Origin of the sequence: Vibrio sp. 1-1(7) (genome assembly GCF_013048485.1) — a bacterium.
In the GTDB taxonomy this organism is placed as follows: Bacteria; Pseudomonadota; Gammaproteobacteria; order Enterobacterales; family Vibrionaceae; genus Vibrio; species Vibrio fujianensis.
This window is the reverse complement of sequence record NZ_VHSP01000001.1, coordinates 1,324,248-1,346,163: the sequence shown is the minus strand read 5'-3', so window position 1 is coordinate 1,346,163 and position 21,916 is coordinate 1,324,248. Positions and strand designations below refer to the sequence as shown.

19 protein-coding genes are annotated in these 21,916 nt (G+C 44.5%); 8 read left to right on the top strand and 11 right to left on the bottom strand.

Annotated features, from left to right (window positions below; all coding sequences use genetic code 11):
* The first annotated feature begins 204 nt into the window (after window positions 1-204).
* Complete coding sequence (locus tag FKN05_RS06175; protein ID WP_170887108.1) at window positions 205-2,082, top strand: methyl-accepting chemotaxis protein; 1,878 nt, start codon at window positions 205-207, stop codon at window positions 2,080-2,082.
* Between the two features lie 44 nt (window positions 2,083-2,126).
* Here FKN05_RS06175 and FKN05_RS06170 read toward each other — a convergent pair whose 3' ends face one another.
* Window positions 2,127-3,728 (bottom strand): BCCT family transporter, encoded by a 1,602-nt coding sequence (locus tag FKN05_RS06170; RefSeq protein ID WP_161427520.1) that lies wholly within the window; start codon window positions 3,726-3,728, stop codon window positions 2,127-2,129.
* Between the two features lie 392 nt (window positions 3,729-4,120).
* Entirely contained in the window at window positions 4,121-4,462 is a 342-nt protein-coding gene (locus FKN05_RS06165; protein WP_099611962.1) for a carboxymuconolactone decarboxylase family protein, read from the bottom strand.
* 462 nt (window positions 4,463-4,924) lie between these two features.
* On the opposite strand from FKN05_RS06165, the gene FKN05_RS06160 reads away from it, so the two are divergent.
* The 5 genes from FKN05_RS06160 to FKN05_RS06140 all read left to right on the top strand — a co-directional run bounded on the left by FKN05_RS06160 (window position 4,925) and on the right by FKN05_RS06140 (window position 10,649).
* Window positions 4,925-7,366 (top strand): DmsA/YnfE/YnfF family dimethyl sulfoxide reductase, encoded by a 2,442-nt coding sequence (locus tag FKN05_RS06160; protein WP_161427035.1) that lies wholly within the window; start codon window positions 4,925-4,927, stop codon window positions 7,364-7,366.
* 15 nt (window positions 7,367-7,381) lie between these two features.
* Entirely contained in the window at window positions 7,382-7,996 is a 615-nt protein-coding gene (locus FKN05_RS06155; RefSeq protein ID WP_099611963.1) for a DMSO/selenate family reductase complex B subunit, read from the top strand.
* Between the two features lies 1 nt (window position 7,997).
* Window positions 7,998-8,843: a dimethyl sulfoxide reductase anchor subunit family protein gene (locus FKN05_RS06150; protein WP_170887107.1), complete on the top strand. Its 846-nt coding sequence runs from the start codon at window positions 7,998-8,000 to the stop codon at window positions 8,841-8,843.
* A 70-nt stretch (window positions 8,844-8,913) separates the two neighbouring features.
* Window positions 8,914-9,495, top strand: coding sequence for a Tat proofreading chaperone DmsD (gene dmsD, locus FKN05_RS06145; protein ID WP_157928702.1), 582 nt, complete (start codon window positions 8,914-8,916; stop codon window positions 9,493-9,495).
* Window positions 9,496-9,509: 14 nt separating this feature from the next.
* A complete protein-coding gene (locus tag FKN05_RS06140) occupies window positions 9,510-10,649 on the top strand; it encodes a glycerate kinase (RefSeq protein WP_170887106.1) in 1,140 nt (379 codons plus the stop codon).
* Window positions 10,650-10,801: 152 nt separating this feature from the next.
* Here the strand turns inward: FKN05_RS06140 and FKN05_RS06135 are convergent, their stop codons facing one another.
* The 7 genes from FKN05_RS06135 to FKN05_RS06105 form a co-directional block, all read right to left on the bottom strand.
* Complete coding sequence (locus FKN05_RS06135) at window positions 10,802-11,224, bottom strand: hypothetical protein (RefSeq protein WP_099611967.1); 423 nt, start codon at window positions 11,222-11,224, stop codon at window positions 10,802-10,804.
* 178 nt (window positions 11,225-11,402) lie between these two features.
* Window positions 11,403-12,284: an L-ribulose-5-phosphate 3-epimerase gene (locus FKN05_RS06130; RefSeq protein WP_099611968.1), complete on the bottom strand. Its 882-nt coding sequence runs from the start codon at window positions 12,282-12,284 to the stop codon at window positions 11,403-11,405.
* Window positions 12,285-12,292: 8 nt separating this feature from the next.
* Window positions 12,293-12,940, bottom strand: coding sequence for a 3-keto-L-gulonate-6-phosphate decarboxylase UlaD (locus FKN05_RS06125; protein WP_010316854.1), 648 nt, complete (start codon window positions 12,938-12,940; stop codon window positions 12,293-12,295).
* 5 nt (window positions 12,941-12,945) lie between these two features.
* Entirely contained in the window at window positions 12,946-13,767 is an 822-nt protein-coding gene (locus tag FKN05_RS06120; RefSeq protein WP_099611970.1) for a pyridoxal phosphatase, read from the bottom strand.
* A gap of 5 nt (window positions 13,768-13,772) precedes the next feature.
* Window positions 13,773-14,465 carry an L-ribulose-5-phosphate 4-epimerase gene (araD, locus tag FKN05_RS06115; protein WP_170887105.1) on the bottom strand — a complete coding sequence of 231 codons (693 nt, stop codon included), beginning with the start codon at window positions 14,463-14,465 and terminating at the stop codon, window positions 13,773-13,775.
* 7 nt (window positions 14,466-14,472) lie between these two features.
* On the bottom strand, window positions 14,473-14,955 hold the full coding sequence (locus FKN05_RS06110) for a PTS sugar transporter subunit IIA (RefSeq protein ID WP_170887104.1): 483 nt from the start codon (window positions 14,953-14,955) through the stop codon (window positions 14,473-14,475).
* Between the two features lie 89 nt (window positions 14,956-15,044).
* Window positions 15,045-16,805, bottom strand: a complete 1,761-nt coding sequence (locus FKN05_RS06105) for a PTS ascorbate-specific subunit IIBC (RefSeq protein ID WP_170887103.1) — start codon at window positions 16,803-16,805, stop codon at window positions 15,045-15,047.
* A gap of 390 nt (window positions 16,806-17,195) precedes the next feature.
* Between FKN05_RS06105 and ulaR the strand changes: the two genes are divergently transcribed.
* Together ulaR and ulaG are read left to right on the top strand one after the other, a co-directional pair.
* Window positions 17,196-17,951: an HTH-type transcriptional regulator UlaR gene (gene ulaR, locus FKN05_RS06100; protein ID WP_170887102.1), complete on the top strand. Its 756-nt coding sequence runs from the start codon at window positions 17,196-17,198 to the stop codon at window positions 17,949-17,951.
* Between the two features lie 123 nt (window positions 17,952-18,074).
* A complete protein-coding gene (gene ulaG, locus FKN05_RS06095) occupies window positions 18,075-19,142 on the top strand; it encodes an L-ascorbate 6-phosphate lactonase (protein WP_099611975.1) in 1,068 nt (355 codons plus the stop codon).
* Window positions 19,143-19,376: 234 nt separating this feature from the next.
* Here ulaG and FKN05_RS06090 read toward each other — a convergent pair whose 3' ends face one another.
* Together FKN05_RS06090 and FKN05_RS06085 are read right to left on the bottom strand one after the other, a co-directional pair.
* Window positions 19,377-20,384 (bottom strand): LacI family DNA-binding transcriptional regulator, encoded by a 1,008-nt coding sequence (locus FKN05_RS06090; protein WP_170887101.1) that lies wholly within the window; start codon window positions 20,382-20,384, stop codon window positions 19,377-19,379.
* Between the two features lie 83 nt (window positions 20,385-20,467).
* Window positions 20,468-21,913, bottom strand: a complete 1,446-nt coding sequence (locus FKN05_RS06085) for a 6-phospho-beta-glucosidase (protein WP_170887100.1) — start codon at window positions 21,911-21,913, stop codon at window positions 20,468-20,470.
* Window positions 21,914-21,916 lie beyond the last annotated feature (3 nt).

The window sequence follows — 21,916 nt, the reverse complement described above, 5'->3', positions numbered from 1 at the left end:
AATAGAAGGTTACATTATTTTGCTCTAATAACTCGGATGATTGATCGGTTCAGTGTACAAATACTAGTCTATGAGCAAGCTTATGTTCTACAATCAGAACAAGAAAATAATTCTGTTTACTTTTTGTCTCTCAAGGTTAACGCAAGATAGCCGATACAAAAGTATTCAAGAGTTTGATGAAATAGTTAGGCTAGGGAGCCAAGGATGTTTAAATCGTTTCGCGCAAAAATCACAGCGATCAGTGTCGCTTTAATTGTGATTTCACTAATAGTCACTGCTGTTTTGAGCATTCGTGTCAGTTCGGATACTCTTCGAGCTCAAATAACACGTAATTTACAACAGCAATTACAATCGCAATCCAATGCTATCGCTAATTGGATGAAGGAACGTAAAGCAATGATCACGGCGACAGGCAAGGTGATTGAGCAAACGGATTCTCTTTCGGCGTTGAAACAATTGAGTGAGGGCGGCGGCTTTTTAGCCACTTATCTTGCTAGACCAAATGGCTCGGCGATTTTCTCTGATGAATGGCAGCCGCCGAGTGATTATAATCCGCTTTCTCGTGAATGGTATCGATTAGCAACTCAGCAAAGTGGTGTGTTGGCTACCGTGCCTTATCTTGATGCGAGTGGTGAAAATCGTTTAGTGGTGACGTTTAGCCATGGTCTAGGCCCCAATGCAAATCGAGGTGTCATTGCTGGTGATGTGCCACTGACTTTTATTATCGATACTGTACGTGACATTGCCCCAACACGTCATAGTTTTGCCTTTTTAACCAATAGTGCAGGCAAGATTATTGCGCATCCTAATCCAGACATGACGTTAAAAAGTTTGCGCGATCTTAATCCTAGCTTAACTCAAACGATGTTGACTGATATTCAAAACAAAGGAGATCGTGAACTGGATCTGCAAGGACAAGCGATTTATCTCACCAGTCAATCGATCCCAGGGACTAACTGGTCGCTCAATATCGCGTTAGATAAACAAGATGCTTTATCGGGGCTCTATAGCATGATTCGATGGACAATCATTGTTGTCATCATTATTGGCGTGGTAGCTGCTGCGATTATGTGGTTTTTTAGCGCATCAGGCTTTAAACGATTGCAAGAAGTTAGCTTGGCAATGACGGATATCGGTCAAGGTGAAGGTGATTTAACTCAGAGAATCGCCGCACAAGGTGATGACGAAATTGCCACCATAGCTAAGGCATTTAATGCATTTGTTGAAAAAATTCATCGATTAGTTAAGGAAGTCAATAATACGGCTCAATCCGTTTCTGCGGCATCAACGACATTAGCCGATATTACTCAACAAAGTGCCGGAGTGGTTGCCCAACAAAGCTCTGAGACGGAGCAAGTGGCCACCGCGATGAATGAAATGACAGCAACCGTACAAGAAGTGGCCAGCCATGCCAGTGAAGCGGCAAGTCAGGCATCAGAGGCGGATACACAAACCAAACAAGGCCAAACCTTATTACGCGAAACACTGCAACAACTGAAAAATCTAGATGATACCTTGCAAGGTAGCAGTACAACCATTGCTGAATTACAAAACGGTACACAAGATATTGTTGGGATGCTAGATGTCATTAGCTCTGTTTCTGAGCAAACCAATTTGTTGGCTTTGAATGCGGCAATTGAAGCAGCTCGAGCGGGTGAGCATGGACGAGGTTTTGCGGTGGTTGCTGATGAAGTTCGAGGTCTGGCTGGCCGAACACAAGAAAGCACTCAGCAAATCCAAGAGGTGGTTGACCGGCTCTTTAAGCAAACAGAGAATGTGGTTAGCGTAATGTCACAAAGTCGCTCTGCTGCGCAAACAACGGTTACAAAGGCTGAAGACATGGCTGCGCGGTTAGAGCAAATTAACCAAGCTGTGACCCTGATTGCTGATATGAATTTACAAATTGCGACTGCGGCTGAAGAGCAGTCTTCCGTTGCTGAGTTGATTAACCAAAATGTTGTTAATATAAATGATCTCTCTTCTCAAACAGAACAAGCATCGCATAACTTAATGGATGCTACGCAGTCATTAAGTGCGCAGGCGAGTCAACTGCATGAGCAAGTCTCACAATTCAAAATTTAACGGATAGAGTCTATTAAAAGGGGCGAGAAGCCCCTTTTATATGCTTAGTGAATAATGCCTTGATCTTTCGCCATTTGGTTGGCCATTTTGGGGGCTTGCCATAAGCAAGGAAGTAAAATAAGTGAAGCAGGAACCGCTGTGATCACAATAAAAGACTGTAATGCCGAAATACCGCCCTCTCCCATAGAAATAAGCACAATCGCCATCGCGCCCATGACGATCCCCCAAAAAGCACGAATCGCCGCATTAGGATTTGTATCACCACTGATTACGACACTAATGGTATAGGTCATGGAATCACCAGTGGTGACAATGAAGGTTGTTGTTAATACTAGAAATAACAAAGAAACTAACAAAGGAAATGGTAACTGAGCGGTGATTGCTAATAAGGCACCAGGAAGATTAAATCCTTCAAAACCTTGTGCGATCACGCCAGGGTTTGCTAACTCAAAGGCCAAGCCGCTACCGCCAACAATACTAAACCAGAAGCAGGTAATGAGTGGAGCGGCAATACTAATCGCCAGAATTAATTGACGTAACGTTCGTCCACGAGATATTCGAGCAATAAAAATGGCCATCATTGGCCCATATCCAATAAACCAACCCCAGAAAAATACAGTCCACCAACTTAACCAGTCGGTATCAGCACGAAACATTGCCATCGGAACAAAATTATCGATCATTGAAGCAACGCCTTGCATGTAACCATCAATAATAAAATGGGTTGGCCCTGCAATCAGAATAAATAACACTAACCCAACCGCGAGAATGATGTTGTAACGGCTAATTATTTGAATGCCTTTACTTAAGCCACTTAAGGCTGAAAAGGTATACAGTGCCATAGCGAATAAAATAACAATAATTTGTGTGGTAAAGCTATCAGGAATACCAAACAACGCATTAAGAGCGTAGCTAATCTGTAATCCGAGAAATCCGATGGGACCAATGGTTCCTGCAGCAACAGCAATAATACTGAGCGCATCAATGGTATTGGCTATCCAACCGTTAACGGCTCGTTGACCAAGAATGGGATAGAGTAGTGTGCGTGGTTTTAGCGGTAGTCCTTTGTCGTAGTGTAGATGCATTAATACGATCGATGAAAGGCAGCCTAAAATAGCCCAAGCTAAAAAACCCCAATGCATAAAAGATTGCGAGAGGGCATTAATCGCCATTTTTTGAGGCGATGCGGCACCAAAGATCGGCGGAGCACTGACAAAATGGGCTATTGGTTCGGCGGCAGCCCAAAAAACACCTCCGCCTGCCAGCAAGGTACAGAGAATGATGGATAGCCATTTGAAGTTATCCAGCTCTGGTATGCTAAGGCCTCCCAATCGAACCGAGCCAGTTTGTGTTACCGCCAGTGCTAACCCAATCACAAAGTTTGCCAATAATAGCAATTGCCAAAAAGCGCCAAATCCTTGGGTTGCATAGTGAAAACCAGAGTCAATCAGGGAGGTAAGCAATGAAGGGTTCGTGAGGGCTAATAATACGAACAAGGAAAGAAAACTACCACTGAGCCATAAGACAGGGTTATTAAGCTCGAGTTTTTTTTGTAATGAATGAGAGGAGGTCTGAGGGGGATGAGTGGCTGAGTAATCCGATGCGCTCATACAAGGTGCTTCGGTATTCAAATAAACTTTAGACATAAAAACTCGCTGTTAGCTCTGAAAAATCAGGTTGTGTGTAAAATGCTCAACTGTATATTGTGAGGTAAATCATAAAACTGAGCATAATAACATAAATTAGGTTGATAATGCATCCGTATTGCTAATCCAATAATGCATTTAGTATCCATGATTAAAGTAATTGAGGGTAAGAAAAAGAGCTGAGTGGAAAATAAATAGGAAAGTATGCTATCGGTTATCTTCTTGCTACTTGAATCTGTAGCGGTGTTGGTTACGTTCTTTCACCCTAATCACATCGCCTGTCTATGCGCATGGGGATGGTGAGAGCCATCCGCGGCTCTCACCCAACTAACACTTCGATTTATTTAGAAATATAGCACCAAGCAGAGAGAGGCTGCGGGGTGTGGATGGGCTTATTTGGCTGCAAACTCTTCGATGGCTCCGAGGGCTTGTGTGCCATAGGTAAATGATGGGCCTCCTCCCATCAGCACCGCGACATTGATCACTTCGACTAACTCAGCTTTAGTGGCTCCTGCTTTTAGTGCGGCAAATACATGAGCAGCAATACAGCCCTCACAACGTGCAGCAATGCCAATGGCTAACGCAATCATCTCTTTGGTTTTAAGTTCCAGTTCTCCAGGTGCCATGGCAGCTTTATGAAGCTGCATAAATGCAGCAAGGGTATCAGGGCTTTGCTGCTTATAGCTTCGACCCAGGGTATTTTGTTCTTTGAGCAGTTCAGTATAAGACTTCATTGAGTGTTCCTTTTTTAGTATTATCTAAATAAGATTTATCTAATATAATAAACAGCTCTGAAAAAAGCAAGTGCAATTAATTCAATATCTAAGATTTGTTCATCTATTTTTATTATATGTTTATTTATTGCTTTAATTCTTTATTTAATTTTTGCTTGAGAGTGATTTTTATTACCAAAATTTATTTAGCCTTTTATAGATGTGGATCAATTTCGACCTTAAGATTTATTATTCACAATAACCACAAAATAACTATGATTACTCATAAATAAACGAGGATGTGAAAGAAGCTTCCCCGAGCCACCTCTATGATAGGAAATAAGCCGTATTTCGGTTTAACTTAAGGACAAGATCGAAAGGAGGGGCAATTCCTTTCGGCGTCATCAGAGGAAATCAATAGCTTGTTTGGCAACCTCTCTATCGCTGTATGTATACAGTTATATTGCGTGGGTAATGTCAATTATGATTAAAAACCGATTTAAAGCTTTATTGTCGCCGGATGTCACGCGACGCGGATTTATTAAATCCAGTTCGATGCTCGGTGGGCTCGCGGCCGTCACCAGTGCCCTTCCTTTTAAATCTTCTTTTGTTCAAGCCAAAGAAACGCCCATCAAAGCCGATGAAAAAGTGGTATGGAGTGCGTGTACGGTTAACTGTGGTAGCCGTTGCCCGCTTCGTATGCATGTTGTCGATGGTGAGATCAAATGGGTTGAGACGGACAATACTGGTACAGATAACTATGCGGCAAAAGATGTACAGGTTCGTGCTTGTTTACGTGGCCGTTCTATGCGTCGTCGAGTTTATAATCCAGATCGTCTCAAATACCCATTAAAACGGGTAGGGAAACGAGGTGAAGGTAAATTTAAGCGCATCAGTTGGGAAGAAGCCTACAACGAGATTGCGAATAATTTACAACGTATTATCGATGATTACGGTAATGAAGCGGTATACCTTAACTATGGTACCGGGACATTAGGTGGAACGGTAACTCGCTCTTGGCCACCAGGTAAAACCTTGATTGCTCGGTTGATGAATTTAAAAGGTGGTTATTTAAATCATTATGGTGACTACTCAACAGCACAAATTGCTGAGGGATTAAATTATACCTATGGTGGCTGGGCATACGGTAACTCTTTTTCTGATTTGGAAAACGCCAAACTGATTGTGCAATTTGGTAATAACCCTGCAGAGACGCGTATGTCTGGTGGTGGGTTAATCCATCATTATGTAGAGAGTAAAGCGAAATCTCAGGCGCGGACGATTATTATTGATCCACGTTATACCGATACAGCAGGTGGCCGAGAAGATGAATGGATTCCTATCCGCCCAGGTACCGATGCGGCATTTATTTCTGCCATGGCGTATGTGATGATCAAAGAAGATTTGGTCGATCAACCTTTCTTAGATAAATACTGCGTGGGTTACGATGAAAAAACGTTGCCAGCTTCAGCTCCGGCCAACAGTGACTACAAATCGTATATTTTAGGATTAGGTGCAGATAAAACCCCAAAAACACCAGAATGGGCAGCGTCGATTACCGGAATTCCGGTCGATGTGATCATTAAAACCGCACGCGAGATCGGTTCAACCAAACCTTGTGCCATTCACCAAGGTTGGGGGTTACAACGTACCGCTGCCGGTGAAATTGCTTCTCGTGCCGTAGCGATGTTGGCAATTTTAACCGGAAATGTCGGCATTAATGGTGGTGGAACTGGTGCTCGTGAGTCGGATTACAGCATCCCATTTGTGCGTTTCCCTACCTTAGAAAACCCAGTGAAAACCGCTATCTCTATGTTCCTCTGGACGGATGCGATTGTGCGAGGCCCAGAAATGACGGCCTTAAAAGATGGGGTTCGTGGTAAAGATAAGTTGGATGTGCCGATTAAGTTTATCTGGAACTATGCTGGCAACTGTTTAATTAACCAACATGCGGATATCAACCGTACTCATGACATTCTGCAAGATGACACGGCTTGTGAAATGATAGTGGTGATTGATAACCATATGACGGCTTCTGCCAAATATGCTGATATCGTATTGCCAGATTTGACGACCTCTGAACAAGCTGATTTCTGTATGGATGGTAAAGCGGCCAATATGCCGTATTTCATTTATGCCGACCAAGCGATTAAGCCGCAATTTGAAGCGCGGGGGATTTATGAAATTTGTTCCGAGCTGGCTAAACGTCTTGGTGTGGAAGAGGCCTTTACCGAGGGACGAGATCAAGAAGGTTGGTTGCGTCATTTATATGCGGAAACACGCAAACTTGATCCTAGCTTGCCTGATTTTGAAACGGTTCGTCAGCAAGGCATTGTGAAGCGCACTGACCCGAATGGCCATTATGTGGCGTATAAAGCTTTCCGTGACGATCCGCAGAACAATCCATTATCAACGCCTTCTGGAAAAATTGAAATTTATTCAGAACGGTTGGCAGAAATCGCTGCAACGTGGGAACTTCCTGAAGGGGATGTGATTCATCCACTGCCGGTTTATACCTCAACCTTTGAAGGATGGGATGATCCAAAACGTTCACAGTATCCATTGCAATTAACAGGTTTTCATTTTAAAGCTCGTGTCCATTCGACATACGGCAATGTTGATATTTTAAAAGAAGCGGCTCGTCAAGAAATGTGGATTAACCCAATTGATGCCCAAATTCGTGGGATTAAAAACGGTGATCGGGTGCGTATTTTTAATGATCGTGGAGAAACGCATATTCATGCTAAGGTCACCCCACGGATTATTCCTGGTGTTGTTGCATTAGGCGAAGGCGCTTGGTACACGCCCGATGGACGAAAAGTCGATCAAGCGGGCTCGATTAATGTGTTGACAACTCAACGGCCGAGTCCGTTGGCTAAAGGTAACCCTCAGCATACTAATCTTGTTCAAGTTCAGCGCGTATAACCCAAGGATTAACTTATGAAACAGTATGGTTTTTATATTGATTCCAGCAAATGTACGGGCTGTAAAACGTGTCAGCTCTCTTGTAAAGACAATAAAGACTTAGGCGTTGGTGTGAATTTCCGCCGTGTATACGACTATGAAGGGGGAAATTGGGTCGTTGAAGGAGAAACCTTCCGCCAAGACGTTTTTTCTTACTACCTTTCTATCGCTTGTAACCATTGTGATGAGCCTGCGTGTACCAAGGTTTGTCCATCCGGCGCAATGCATAAACGTGAAGATGGTTTTGTGATTGTGGATGAAAGTGTTTGTATTGGCTGTAAGTTATGTGCGATGTCTTGTCCTTACGGTGCACCGCAGTACAACGAAGAAAAAGGTCATATGACCAAGTGTGATGGTTGTTATGAGCGAGTTGCACAAGGTTTAGAGCCGATTTGTGTTGGCTCTTGTCCACTAAGAGCGTTAGAGTTTGGGCCCATTGATGAATTAAGAGCGAAATATGGCATTAATGCGGATGTGGCACCATTGCCTTCTTCTCTTATTACGAAGCCAAATATTGTGATTAAACCGAATAAAAATGCCCGACCCACGGGTGATCAAACGGGTTTCTTAGCAAATCCGAAGGAGGTATAAGATGGCTTGGCATGAATTTCCACTGATGATCTTTACCGTCTTTGCTCAAACCGCAGTAGGGGCCTTTTTATTGGTTTGTTTAATGCTTTTATTTGGTCGTCCGAGTGAACAGCAAAAAGCAGCAATGATTAAAAGCTTATTTTTTGTTTGGGTCTTGATGGGGATTGGCTTCGCTGCATCGACTTTTCATTTGGGGAGTCCACTGCGTGCCTTCAATGCTTTTAACCGAGTTGGCCATGCTTGGTTGTCGAATGAAATCTTAACCGGGAGTGTTTTCTTTGCGTTAGGCGGATTGTTCTGGTTGCTTAGTGTTTTGAACTTGGCTTCAGCAGCATTACGCAAAGGCTTGATGTTGGCTGCCATGGTGATGGGAATCTTCTTTATGTATGCCATGGCCCGTTTGTATATGATTGAAACGGTTCCAACTTGGAATACCGTTTATACACCATTAAGCTTTATTTTAACGGCGGTGATTGCGGGAAGTATTTTTGCTTGCGCATTATTAACCGGATCTGGATACCGCACCAATATGGTTGAAAAACAGTTACCTATTTTGGGTGGACTGGGTGTCATTGCGAGTATACTAGTCAGTTTTACACAGTTGCATGAGTTAGCACATATCCATACTTCGATTATTTCGGCTTCAGAGTTGCTACCTAATATCGGTATGCTCAAAGCGATTCAATACTTATTATTAGTCGTGGCGCTAGTGTTATGGTGGAGGCCGACTTGGCAACGATCTCAACGCGCATTGGTACCGATTTTAATGGGGACTGTGTGTGTGTTATTCGCTGAGTTTTTAGGTCGTGGTATTTTCTACAGCTTACATATGACCGTTGGTTTATAACCTCACGTCAATCAATACGTAAGAAGGAGGCTGAAGCCTCCTTCTTTGTAGATAAAGAGTGTTTATTTATATGAATGAAATTATTACGTTGAGTTCTGTTTTAGGCAGTTTATTGTATTACCCGCTATCGCATCCTAATAACCAAGAAATATTACAACAGTTGACCCATTGGCCTGACGACGATCATCCTTTTATTGATCTACTTTTTGCTCTAAAAAAAGAAACGCCCGAAGCGATCGTAGAAGATTATCAACAGCTTTTTGAAGGCAGAGAAACCATGTTAGCGCCCCCTTGGGGATCGGTTTATTTAGATAAAGAACAGGTTATTTTTGGTGAAACAACGTTAGCGCTTCGCTCTTTCTTGCGCCAACATCAACTTGAAATTGATACTGGATTACGTGAACCAGAGGATCATTTTGGGCTAATGTTAATGCTACTGAGCCAACTGCTTCGCGATGATGCAAGCCAAAAGAGTGGTAAAGTATTACTGTCTCATCATCTGTTACCTTGGGGTTACCGTTACCTCACGTTGCTGAGACAGTCAGCAACAACACAAACGTATCAATGTTTGGCCGAGATTGCCCAGCAGTGGTTAGAGTATTTACAACAAGCTTTTTCAGTTCAGGCGGTAACGATGAAACTCTATCGATAGTTCTAGGATAAAAGATGAAGATAGTGATCGCCCCCGATTCATTTAAAGAAAGCTTAACCGCGAAACAAGTGAGCCAAGCTATTAAAACGGGGTTAAAACGAGTATGGCCAGAGGCAGAATTTGTCTGTATTCCCGTTGCTGATGGTGGCGAAGGGACGGTTCAAGCCTTGGTGGATGCAACAGGCGGTAAGTTGGTGCTCACTGAAGTGAATGCTCCTTTAGGCAATCAGGTCGAGGCTGTTTATGGTGTGCTGGGAGACGGTAAAACTGCCGTTATCGAGATGGCTCAAGCCAGTGGGCTTAATCTAGTACCGAACCAACGGCGGGATCCCAAATTGACCAGTAGTTATGGCACGGGTCAATTAGTGAAACATGCATTAGATGCTGGAATAAGACGTTTCATGATTGGTTTAGGCGGTAGTGCCACCAATGATGCTGGCAGCGGTATGCTCGCTGCTTTAGGTGTGAAATTTTATAATCAAAATGGCGATGAGTTTGCTCCTTCAGGGCTAGCGCTAACTGAGTTATCCCGAATTGATATTTCAGATTTAGATGCTCGGCTAGCGCTGTGTGAAATATTTGTCGCTTGTGATGTCGATAATCCACTTTGCGGTGACAGGGGAGCCTCGGCAGTGTTTGGCCCCCAAAAAGGTGCTAGTGCTGAAGACGTGATAACGCTTGATCAAGCGTTATACAACTTTGGCTTATTCACTGAACAAGTGACGGGTCATCATGTACTTTCTGTAAAAGGTTCCGGTGCTGCCGGAGGGATGGGGGCAGCATGGATGGCCTATACTCCAGCGATAGTGAAATCAGGCATTGATATGGTGCTTGATACGGTAGGATTAGCTGAAAAACTAGTTGATACTGATATCGTATTTACCGGTGAAGGATGCATTGATCAGCAAACCATTTATGGCAAAACGCCGGTAGGAGTGGCTAAGCTTGCCAAAGCATTCAATATTCCGGTTATTGCGGTGGCCGGTTGTACGGGAGAGAATTATCAAGCGGTTTATCAGCACTGCATCGATGCGGTTTTTCCTTGTACGCCTCGAGCCATGAGCCTACCAGAAGCATTAGCGGAAGCTGAAGTTAACCTCATCAACACCGCTGAAAGTGTTGGGCGTTTATGGCAGCTATCGCGATGTTACTGAAAATACAGGGTATATACCCAAACAACTTGGAGTTGCAAGTAGGCGATAAGTGAGTGACAAATTTGTCTGGAACAAATTTGAACAGCCGTGGCCAATATCGCTGCAGATTCAAGTAGCAAGAGTATGCATAACGCTTTAAAACAGAATGTGACTCATCGCGTTTGAATAAATTTGCTGTAGGTACTGACTCGACCGTTGATGTACTCAATACCGCAGTGAATGCTGTGTTCGTTATGGCCAACAATCTGGTATTCGACAATAAATTCACCGCTGATCACTTTAATAAATAACAAACCGTCGATGACTTTCCACAATCCTTGCAGTGTTTTTTCACCAAACAGATCTTGCTCGACCAACGTGCCATTGGACTTTAAATGCAAGGCAGAAGAAAAACCGTCCACATTCACTTTTACCCAAGTATGCTGGTGGGCCTCAAAGCTTAATATTTTGCGTCGACATTTGACCCACTCTATCAGCGCTTGTTCTTGGGTTGACGTCAGTGTGGGGAGCGCTTCCATTTCTAACAGGGTGTGATGCTTTTCATACCAGAAGAGTTGTAAGTGAAGTAATTTCATTGGTTCTCAGAGTGTTATGCATCGGGGCGTTATCAAGAGGCAACTCTGCGCGATTGTGTTGGCGATGTCAACATTTGCCAAGAAAAGAGACCGCGCTCACGGGGGAGGCTAGCGCGGCCTTATCCAAGTTCAGGATGAAGAATGCATAAAAGCACGATTTATTGATTGAATAAAGGAGCTATAGGTTAAATAAACGAGGTAAATCTGCGGCGTCACACGCTTGGTTTAACCGTTGTTGAGCGGTACGAATGTCGCGCTGCCAATCTTCATTTTGTGCCCACATCTCAATCACCATCGGCACAACGCAGTGTGTCTTTTTCAAGGTTTGGAAAATGGCGTCGAAATTAACCTCTCCTTGCCCAATCACTAAATCTCGAAACTGTCCAGCGTAGTTTGGGGTGACACAATAGGTATCTTTAAGATGGATCTGCGTGATGTGTGGCATACCAAGCGCCAATTCTGTGCATACATCGTAGTTCCAACCTGAAATGTTGCCTACATCTGGATACGCCATAAAATAGGGTGAGGGTACTTGCCGCTTTAGAATTTCGAATTTGCTCAGTGAGTTAAGATAGCGGGTATCCATGATCTCCACCGCCAGCATCACGCCAGCACGCTCGGCCAGTTTGGCGGCAAGCTGCATGCCTTCAATGAAGCGTTGATGAGTTTCTTCATTAGCGGGTTCGTAATAGACATCATAGCCTGCGAGTTGAATGGTGCGAATGCCCAGTTTGTAAGCTAAGGTAATCGCTTTTTCCATGTGCAGAATAGCTTGCTCTCTAATCGCGGGGTCTGACGAGCCAAAAGGAAACTTACGGTGCGCACTTAGACACATTGATTGCAGCGGGATTTGGTATTGCTCACACCATCTTCGTAGCTGATAGATGGTTGCATCATCCCAGTCTAAGCGTTGACGACGTTCATCTGACTCATCGACGGATATCTCTAAAAAATCAAACCCCAGTTCTTTTGTTGTGGCGAGCTTTTCTTCCCAACAGAAATGATTGGGGAGCGCTTTTTCATACAACCCGATACGTTGGCGTGGCAAATGCTGATACATACGGCCTCCTAGCACCAAAAACGATCGATTTGACTGCGCAGTGCTTCGGCCGTGACGCGACCTTTTTCACCGACCAATGCACGCCCTGCAATGAAGGTTTTGGCCTTAATACCTTCAAATAAATAGAGATCTTCTGGCACGATGCCGCCTGTGATGGAAAGCTCAAGCCCCATATCGGATAGCGTTCGCATCTTCTCAACATCTTCGCTTGTCCAACCAATACCGGCCAGTTCGGCATCTCTTGAACGGTGATAAATGGCTTGAGTGATACCAAGGTCAATCCACGCTTGTGCATCAGCAAAGGTCCAGTTGCCGTAAATTTCGATTTGGATTTCGCCATCCAGTTCATCAGCGACTTTCTTACACGCGCTGATGGTGGCGATATGCGCTGCGGCAGAAACGGTGATCCAATCTGCGCCAGCTTCAAATGCCATCCGCGCTAAAATAGCGCCGCCATCGGTGGTTTTCATATCGCACACTAGAATATGGTCAGGGTGATTATGGCGTAACGTTTTGACGGCCTTCATACCTTCAGCAAAGGCGAGGATGGTGCCGACTTCGATGACATCCACAAAGCTTGCTACGTTTTTTGCTACTTCGATGGCAGAAATAAGGTCAGTTTGGTCGAGCGCGATTTGGATCATTGGTTTAGTCATGAGAGTTATCCTTCAATTTTGTCACGGATCAAACGGGCGAGCCCGTCTTGATTGTTATCGGTTGTACAAATCAGATTGGCGTGGGACTTCACCGTATCGTCGGCATTGAGCATTGCCACGCCGAGCCCGGCGTAGTCGAGCATTGAAATATCATTATGGTTATCACCGACGGCCAGTACGTGATTGGCATGGTAGCCAAGCGATTGCACATATTCAGCCAAGCGCTGACCTTTACTGTTACCTTTGGCAGCAAAGTCGATGCGATTCGACCATGAACGCTCACCGTTGAATGTCTCTTGTACCCAAGCTTGTTGGGCAAGTCGTTCAACGGAACTCGGTAGCCCTTCAACCACAAATTTCCAAATAAACGTTTCTTGCTCGACGCGGTGACGAAACGAGTCAATTTGTTCGATTTTAGGTTGTGCTGCAGGTGGGTACTGGCTGGCCCACTTTTCTAACGCTTGCATGTAGGCGATTGGGCTACGCTTGGAATAGGTCATCGCGTCGGTCACATACATCACCAATTTCATTTGAAACTCTTTAGCCAAAGCGAGAAAGCTCAACGCATCGTGTTTGGGGATGGCATTGTGCTTGAGCACTTTTTCATTTTGGTAGTCATACACATAGGTGCCGTTACAGCAGATGATGGGGGTTGTGAGCCCCAATTCTTGATAATAGGGTTTCGCTGCCGTGTGGTGACGGCCAGTCACAATCACCACGTGACAGTGTTGCTGCGCCTGTTGAATCGCCCGTTTTAATTGTGGATGAATGGTGTGTTCATCAGTCAACACCGTGCCATCAAGATCGAGCGCGAGAACTTTATACATAGCCGCTACCTTTGGCCGTAGTAAGCGTTATCACCATGCTTACGTTGATAGTGTTTATCGGATAATTCCGGTTGAATTTTGATGCCACTGTTGAGCGAACGAGTCGCTAGCGCCATGGCGGAAATCTCCTCCAATACGACGGCATTATGAACTGCATCGTTAGCATCTTTGCCCCAAGAGAAAGGAGCATGCCCAGCGACAATCACGCTTGGCACCGCCATCGGATCAATGCGCCGATGTGTGAACTCTTCGATGATCACAAGGCCGGTATTTTTCTCATATTGGCCAGCGATTTCATCGCAAGAAAGTTTGCGTGTGCAGGGGATGTCACCGTAAAAATAATCGGCGTGAGTGGTTCCTAAAGCAGGAATGTCAATGCCCGCTTGCGCCCAAATGGTGGCACTACGCGAATGAGTGTGTACCACGCCGCCAATCTCTGGATAAGCTTTATAGAGTTCAAGGTGAGTGGCGGTATCACTGGATGGATTGAGCTTGCCTTCTACAATCGCGCCATTAAGGTCAACGATCACCATGTCATCGACTTTCATCACATCGTATTCCACACCAGAAGGTTTGATGGCGATGACGCCCTTTTCGCGGTCTATTTCTGACACATTACCCCAAGTGAAAGTGACTAAACCGTATTGGGGAAGCTTAAGGTTCGCCGCAAATACTCGCTGTTTTAGTTCGCTATACATGACATCCTCACTCGACCAATTGCGTCGCTAACGCTTGATCAATCACTTGGTAAACATCCTGCGCGGTACGACAACGGCGCAGTTTATCGAGATCAACACCAGTCTCGCTCTCTTCATCATCCAGCACTTGGGTTACTTCCATTAATCCTTCCATATGCTGATCAGACGAGCTACCAGCCAAGGTGATCAGCACATCGACCGGTTCATCTTCGCCATCAAAATAGACAGGCGTTTGTAGCGTCACTAAAGCAAAGGCGGTTTTGATCACGCCATTTTCTGGGCGAGCATGAGGCAGGGCAAGATTCGGCGCGATGACGATGTACGGGCCTAATTGTTCAACGCTGCTGATGATCGCATCGTGATAGCAGGGGTGGATGGCTCCTGATTTGATCAGCCTATCCGTACCGATTTTGATCGCCTCTTGCCAAGTACTCGCCTTTGCATTTAATTGAATGGAGTCATTGTCGATCAGTGATTGTTTTAGTCCCATGGTTCTATCTCCAGAGTGGGTGCCAGTGCGTCTGGCACCTATTGTTTTTGTACCTATCGTTTTTGTGCTTATCGTTTGGTCGTCAATAGCTATTTCAACGTGACAAAGTTTTTATCGATGATGTCGAGCAACTCATCACCAAAAGAGTTCGGATTCAGCATGTTTTGTACCCCGAGCACAAATTTGCCTTCTCCGGCCTCCATCTCACCAGAGAGATGTTTTGATGAGACGATAATATCGGTGGTGGCGAGCTTAGATTTATAATCAGACACTGCGCAGGAATCCATCACGTGTGGAATGCCTTTCTTCTCTAGATACTTACCGATTTTCATCTTCATCATCATTGAGGAGCCTTGTCCATTGCCACACACCGCTAAAATGCTGACCGGGCGTACGCCATCACTGACTTTCAGTGCTTGTTCGACGGCGGCGATGACTTCTGGCTCGTCACTGATGTTTACCAAACCTTGTGCATCTTCCTCTTCACGCAGTTTTTTAGAGGCGAAGAACATGTACACACCAGCCAATGCAATTAGCACAAAGAAGAATAGTTTTGAGACGGATAAGCCTTGCATGATCGGTGGGAAGACTAGCGCCCAGTCGGCCATGCCCATCCAGCCACTGAATTCGGTGCCGTATTGGTTGAAGATGTGAATGGCCCATGCTGAGCCAACGACTTCGATGATACCCATCACAAAACAGATCTTCATAACCGCGCGCCAGCCGCCAAAGTGGTTGGCAAACACACCAATGGTTGCGTTGGAGAAGAACATCGGAATAAAGCCGGGAATGATCATGATCGGTGCATCAAAAGCGAGCATGGCCAGCACCGCGGTAAATTGACCAATCGCGCCCCACATGAAACCAAACACCATGGCATTAGGTGAAAATGCGTAGATAGCGGCGCAGTCAATGGCTAACACCGCGTTAGGGATGACGCGCTCTGAGATGCCTTTAAAGGCTTCAGACAGTTCAGCAACGAACATGCGCACCCCTGCAACAATCACTTGGATCGCTACCGCAAATTTAAGGCCAGTTTCCAGAATGTAGATAGACCAATGGGTTTTGCCCGCCATCGCTTGCAGGTTGTCTAAACCAAAGGAGAGCAAAATTATGCCGAAAAATAACGTCATCACAATCGCGGTAGCGGCAATGCTGTCGTGGAAAATGTGCAACCATTTAGGCAGTTCAAGGTGGTCGACACTGTCTTTTTTGTCGCCCAACTTGGGGGCAACCTTAACCGCAATCCAAGATGCCACTTGCTGTTGGTGGCCGATGGAGAAACCGGCACCGCCTGTAACTTCTTCAGTGGGTTTGAACATAATGTTGGAGGAGATCGACCAGTAAAGCGCCATCAAAACAGCCGAATAAAGGATGGTTTCCCACATGCTCGCACCGAGTACAAGGTAGAACACGGCAATCAATCCCGCTTGCTGGAACATAATGTGTCCCGTTAGCATGATGGTACGAATGCCCGTGTAGCGACGCAGTAAAACCAGCAAAATATTAATCGCCAGTGCCAGTAGTACGGTATAGCCGACCCAAGAATAATCATCCCCCATGATTTCCATGGTCGCCATCATCGAGGTGTACGGGTCGATCACCGAGCCGGTTAAACCATGATATTCCGATAATTTCTCAATCACAGGCTTAAAGCCTGCCACTAAGGTTCCTGCACCCACTTGTACCAACATAAAGCCGACGATAGTTTTGATCGACCCTTTGATGATGGTGGTGGCGTCTCTTCTTAATAACCAATACCCGATAAGGGTGACTAAGCCCAGCAGCAAAGGTGCTTTAGTCATAACTTGGCTATAAAAAATGTAGAAGATATCGTAGATGAACTGCATATCTTTACCCCTTGATTCTCTATTTATCGTTATGTGTATTCCCGTCTTACTCGAAGCTGGGTGTAGGTCAGAGTGGATCAGCAAGGTGATGCTGATTTCCATCTTGTTTTGCTCACGAAATAGACTTTACCAATCAAAAGTAATCATTCAATGCTCATTTGTGATTATTTTGATTTTTATCAATTTCTGCACCAAGTGGAGCTGTTATTTGATACTTAAATCACGGTTTTTGTGATAAATTTAATAAAATCAATTAGTTGTGTTTTATTGTGATTGAAAAGGAAGTTTTGTTCTTCGAATATTTGACATTGTGATGGCTGCGAAATAGAATCAAAACAAATCATAAATAATCACCAAGTAATCACTTGATGAAAAAATAAGGTGATAACCATGAATGAAGTACAAAGACATAACGAGATACTGTCTTTGCTAGACAATATGCGCACCATCAATGTTGCGCACATCATTGAAAAATTTAACGTCTCTCCGGCCACGGCTCGGCGCGATATTTCTAAGTTAGATGAGCTAGGTAAGCTGAAGAAAGTCCGCAACGGCGCTGAACGTTTAGAAAATCGCAAGCGTGCTTGGACACCATTAAATATCGACACTACAGAGCATTTCCATGAAAAATCACACATTGCCATGGCTGCGGCTAAGCTCTGCAAACCCGGTGACAGTGTAGTGATTAACTGCGGTTCGACCGCCTTCTTACTCGGTAAAGAGCTGTGTGGCCAAGATGTTCAAATTGTGACTAACTATTTTCCACTGGCCAGTTATTTGATTAATGAAGATCACGACGATGTGATCATCATTGGTGGGCAGTACAACAAAGCACAAAACATTTTCCTCAACCCCGCCCCTGACTCGTTAGGCGGCTACGCTGGACACTGGATGTTCACCAGTGGCAAAGGGCTGACGGAAAATGGCCTCTACAAAACCGATATGCTCACCGCCGTTGCCGAGCAACAGATGCTGGAACAAATTGGCAAGTTAGTGGTGGTGGTGGACAGCTCTAAAGTGGGGCAGCGTACCGGCATGTTATTTTGTCCGGCTAATAAAATTGACATTGTTATCACTGGTAAGGCGGCCGAGCCGCAAGTTATCCAAGCACTACAACAGCAAGGGACAGAAGTGATTCTGGTATAGAAAGCACTTCGCTCTACAGATTCTAATAATAAACACAGGCTCAGTGTCTTCACTTTCGATGAAGACGCTTGGCTCCCTACATCCAAAATTTGTCTAACTGATCGTGAAATAAAAGGTGTTGTTATGAGTAAAATTGATGAAATCACACGCGATTCATGGGTTCTAAGTACCTTTCCTGAGTGGGGAACTTGGCTGAATGAAGAGATAGAAAAGACCGAGGTGGAAGCTAACACCTTTGCTATGTGGTGGCTCGGGTGTACCGGTATTTGGCTAAAAAGTGCTGGAAATACCAATATTTCGATCGATTTTTGGTGTGGAACGGGTAAGAAAACTCAAAAAAATCCGCTTATGAACCCACAACACCAAATGATGCGGATGGGGGGCGTGCGTGAACTGCAACCCAACTTAAGAACTTCGCCTTTTGTGTTGGACCCGTTTGGCATCAAAGAGATTGATGCGGTGTTGGCGACGCATGATCACGCTGACCATATCGATATTAATGTCGCAGCGGCAGTGCTGCAAAACTGTGGTGAACATGTGAAATTTATTGGGCCACAAGCCTGCGTTGATCTGTGGCAAGGCTGGGGAGTACCGAGTGAGCGCTGCATTGTGGCGAAAGTGGGTGATTGCATTGAAGTTGGTGATATTAATGTTCGAGTACTGGACTCGTTTGACCGCACTGCGTTGATCACGCTACCTAAAGGTGTTTCATCTTATGATAAGGCGATTCTTGATGGTATGGATGATCGCGCGGTCAACTATTTGATTGAAACCTCAGGTGGTTCAATCTATCACTCGGGTGATTCACATTATTCAAACTATTATGCAAAACATGGTAACGACTACAAGATTGATGTGGCGCTACTCTCATACGGTGAAAACCCACGTGGTGTGACCGATAAAATGACCTCTTCTGATATTTTACGTGCCGGAGAGTCATTAAATTGTGAAGTGGTGATCCCATTCCATCACGATATTTGGGCTAACTTCCAAAATGACCCACGTGAAATTGAAGTATTGTGGCAAATGAAAAAAGATCGCCTGCAATACGGTTTTGCTCCTTTCTTCTGGCAAGTCGGTGGCAAATATACTTACCCAACCGATAAAGGGCGTATGCATTATCAACATTTCAGGGGCTTTAGAGATATTTTCGTTGATGAGCCAGAACTGCCATACAAGGCCTTTTTATAAGACGGTAAACTGCGCCATCCTAAGTTAGGATGGCGGTTTGTTGTATAGAGATCCCTACTGTGCTGGGAGTAGTAAAGCTTTCGGCTATGAATCAGTTATAAAACTTCTTTCAATTTGTTAAAACATCTTACCAGAAGCGTTAGCGGAAGCAGAAGTAAACCTCAGTAATATTGCTGAAGATATTGCTCGCTTATGGTTGATCTCTCAGCGTGGTGAATAATGGAGAGCGGCTGTTTATTCGGTCATCATTTGGTGTACTGACTCTCGGAAGATGATGGATGCAGAGGTATCAATCGCAACGGCTTTTTCATGTTCTCCAAGAATGTTAAGAATCGCTTTTTGTGTTAGTGCTTTAAGAGGAATATTCACACTGGTTAAACTGGGAGAAAGATACTCACCGACGTTACTGTTATCAAACCCAACTACAGACATCTCTTCTGGTAAGCTTAATCCCGCCTTCTTGAAAGCTTTGCTTGCACCAATCGCCATATCATCATTACAAGCGAGTACCGCAGTGACTTGCACCGACGTCTCTAGCAATCGTTGTGCCGCTAAATATCCCCCTTCTAGAGTCCAGTTTCCTTGCTGTTCTCGCTCACATTGATACGGTAAGTGATATTTTGCCAGCACATCTCGGTAAGCTTGATAACGCTGCTTATCTGTACCTGAGCAGACATTACCGCGAATAATCGCAATGTGTTTATGCCCTTGCCCAACAATGTATTCCATCATCTTTACTGCGCTTTGATAGTGATCGGTGGTGATGGCGTATTGGGGTAGCTCTTCTATGTCATGGTTGATCACCATGATCGGTATATCAGCGTTCGATATAATGGAGGCGAGTTCTTTATCATTCAGATATTTGGGATAAATAATGATGCCAGTGCAGCACATATCCAAAAGAAAATTGATGGCGTGCCGCTCTTCAACCTTGCTGCGTTTTCCATCTGTCATCACCAGTTGATGACCTGAATCTTCACAAAATGAGGCTGCATGGTACATCAATGAAGAAAAATAAGGCCCGTCAAAGAGTACGTTTGCAATCACAAAACCAATAAAGTTCGTCTGACGTGATGAGAGGCTTTGAGCCAAAATATTGGGCCTGTATCCCGTGTCTTTAATGGCTTCAAATACTCGGCTTACCAACTCTGGGCGGACAATGTTTTTACCATTTAGCACTCTAGATACCGTTGATTTGGATACGCCGGCTTTATTTGCTACATCTAACATCGTCACTGCCATGGAAAACCCTCAGTTATAAAAGACATCTTACGGAAAGACGCATTGGCAATAAAACCAATGCGCCACCCTTTTCAGACGGTTATCTAAAACTCAATCTTTTCACCATTGGTTGAAATCACTTGTTTATACCAGTCAAAGGATTTCTTACGTTTTCGCTCTAGAGTTCCGCTTCCATCATTATGTTTATCGACATAGATAAAGCCATAGCGTTTTTTCATTTCACCTGTAGTAAATGATACTAAATCGATACATCCCCATGGCGTATATCCGAGTAGATCGACACCATCAATACTTACCGCTTTGCTCATTTCATGAATGTGCGCCTTGAGGTATTCGATACGATAATCATCATTGATAGAGCCATCTTGCTCGATGTTATCGACCGCACCAAAGCCATTTTCAACGATAAACAGAGGGACTTCGTATCTCTCATACAGTGCTGCTAAACAATAACGAAGGCCTGTTGGGTCGATAGGCCACCCCCAATCGCTGGATTTGATATAAGGATTTGGTACCGAATTTTCATGGCCACCATCCATACTTTCTTCCGTTGACTGTGAAGCGGTGGAATCTAGAGTGTTAGACATGTAGTAACTAAAACCCAAGTAATCCGCTTTGCCTTCTTTTAAGATCTGCTTATCCTCTGGATGCATTTCGATACGGTAACCTTTCAATTCCCAATCACGTTTGGCGTATGCCGGATAGTGACCACGGACCATAACATCAGAAAATAGGTAACGATCGCGCATTGCGCATTGCGCTAACATGACATCTTCAGGTTTTGAACTTCTTGGATAAAAAGGAACCATGGCACACATGGCGCCAATTTTCATATTAGGGTTGATCTCATGCCCTTTTTTCACGACCAATGCGCTGGCCACAAATTGGTGGTGCACGACTTGGTACATCGCTTCTTGAGGCCGCTCAAAATCGGAAAATTTAACGCCAGAACACATCCAGCCAAAAATATCGGCTGATACGTTCGCTTGGTTGTTGATTTCGTTAAACGTCATCCAATATTTAACTTTATTTTTGTATCTTTCCATCACCACCGTTGAGTAGTGAACGAAGAAATCGATCACTTTGCGGTTCATCCAGCCGCCATACTGTTTTGCTAGATGGTATGGCATTTCAAAGTGGCTCAACGTAATGACGGGTTCAATGCCATATTTTAGCAATTCATCAAAGAGATCATCATAGAAGGCTAAACCGGCTTCACAGGGCTCCATTTCATCGCCATTGGGAAAAATACGCGTCCAGGCAATGCTGGTACGAAAACACTTAAAGCCCATCTCAGCAAAAAGTTTAATGTCATCTTTGTAACGGTGATAAAAATCAATCGCAACTTGGTTTGGATAATTTTCTCCCGCCAGCACGCCGTCGGTAATTCTTCGCTGAACACCATGTTCACCAGCTGTTAAAACATCAACAACACTGACGCCTTTTCCGTTAGCGTCCCATCCGCCTTCTAGTTGGTGTGCAGCGACCGCGCCGCCCCATAGGAAATCTTCTGGAAATGTATTACTCATATT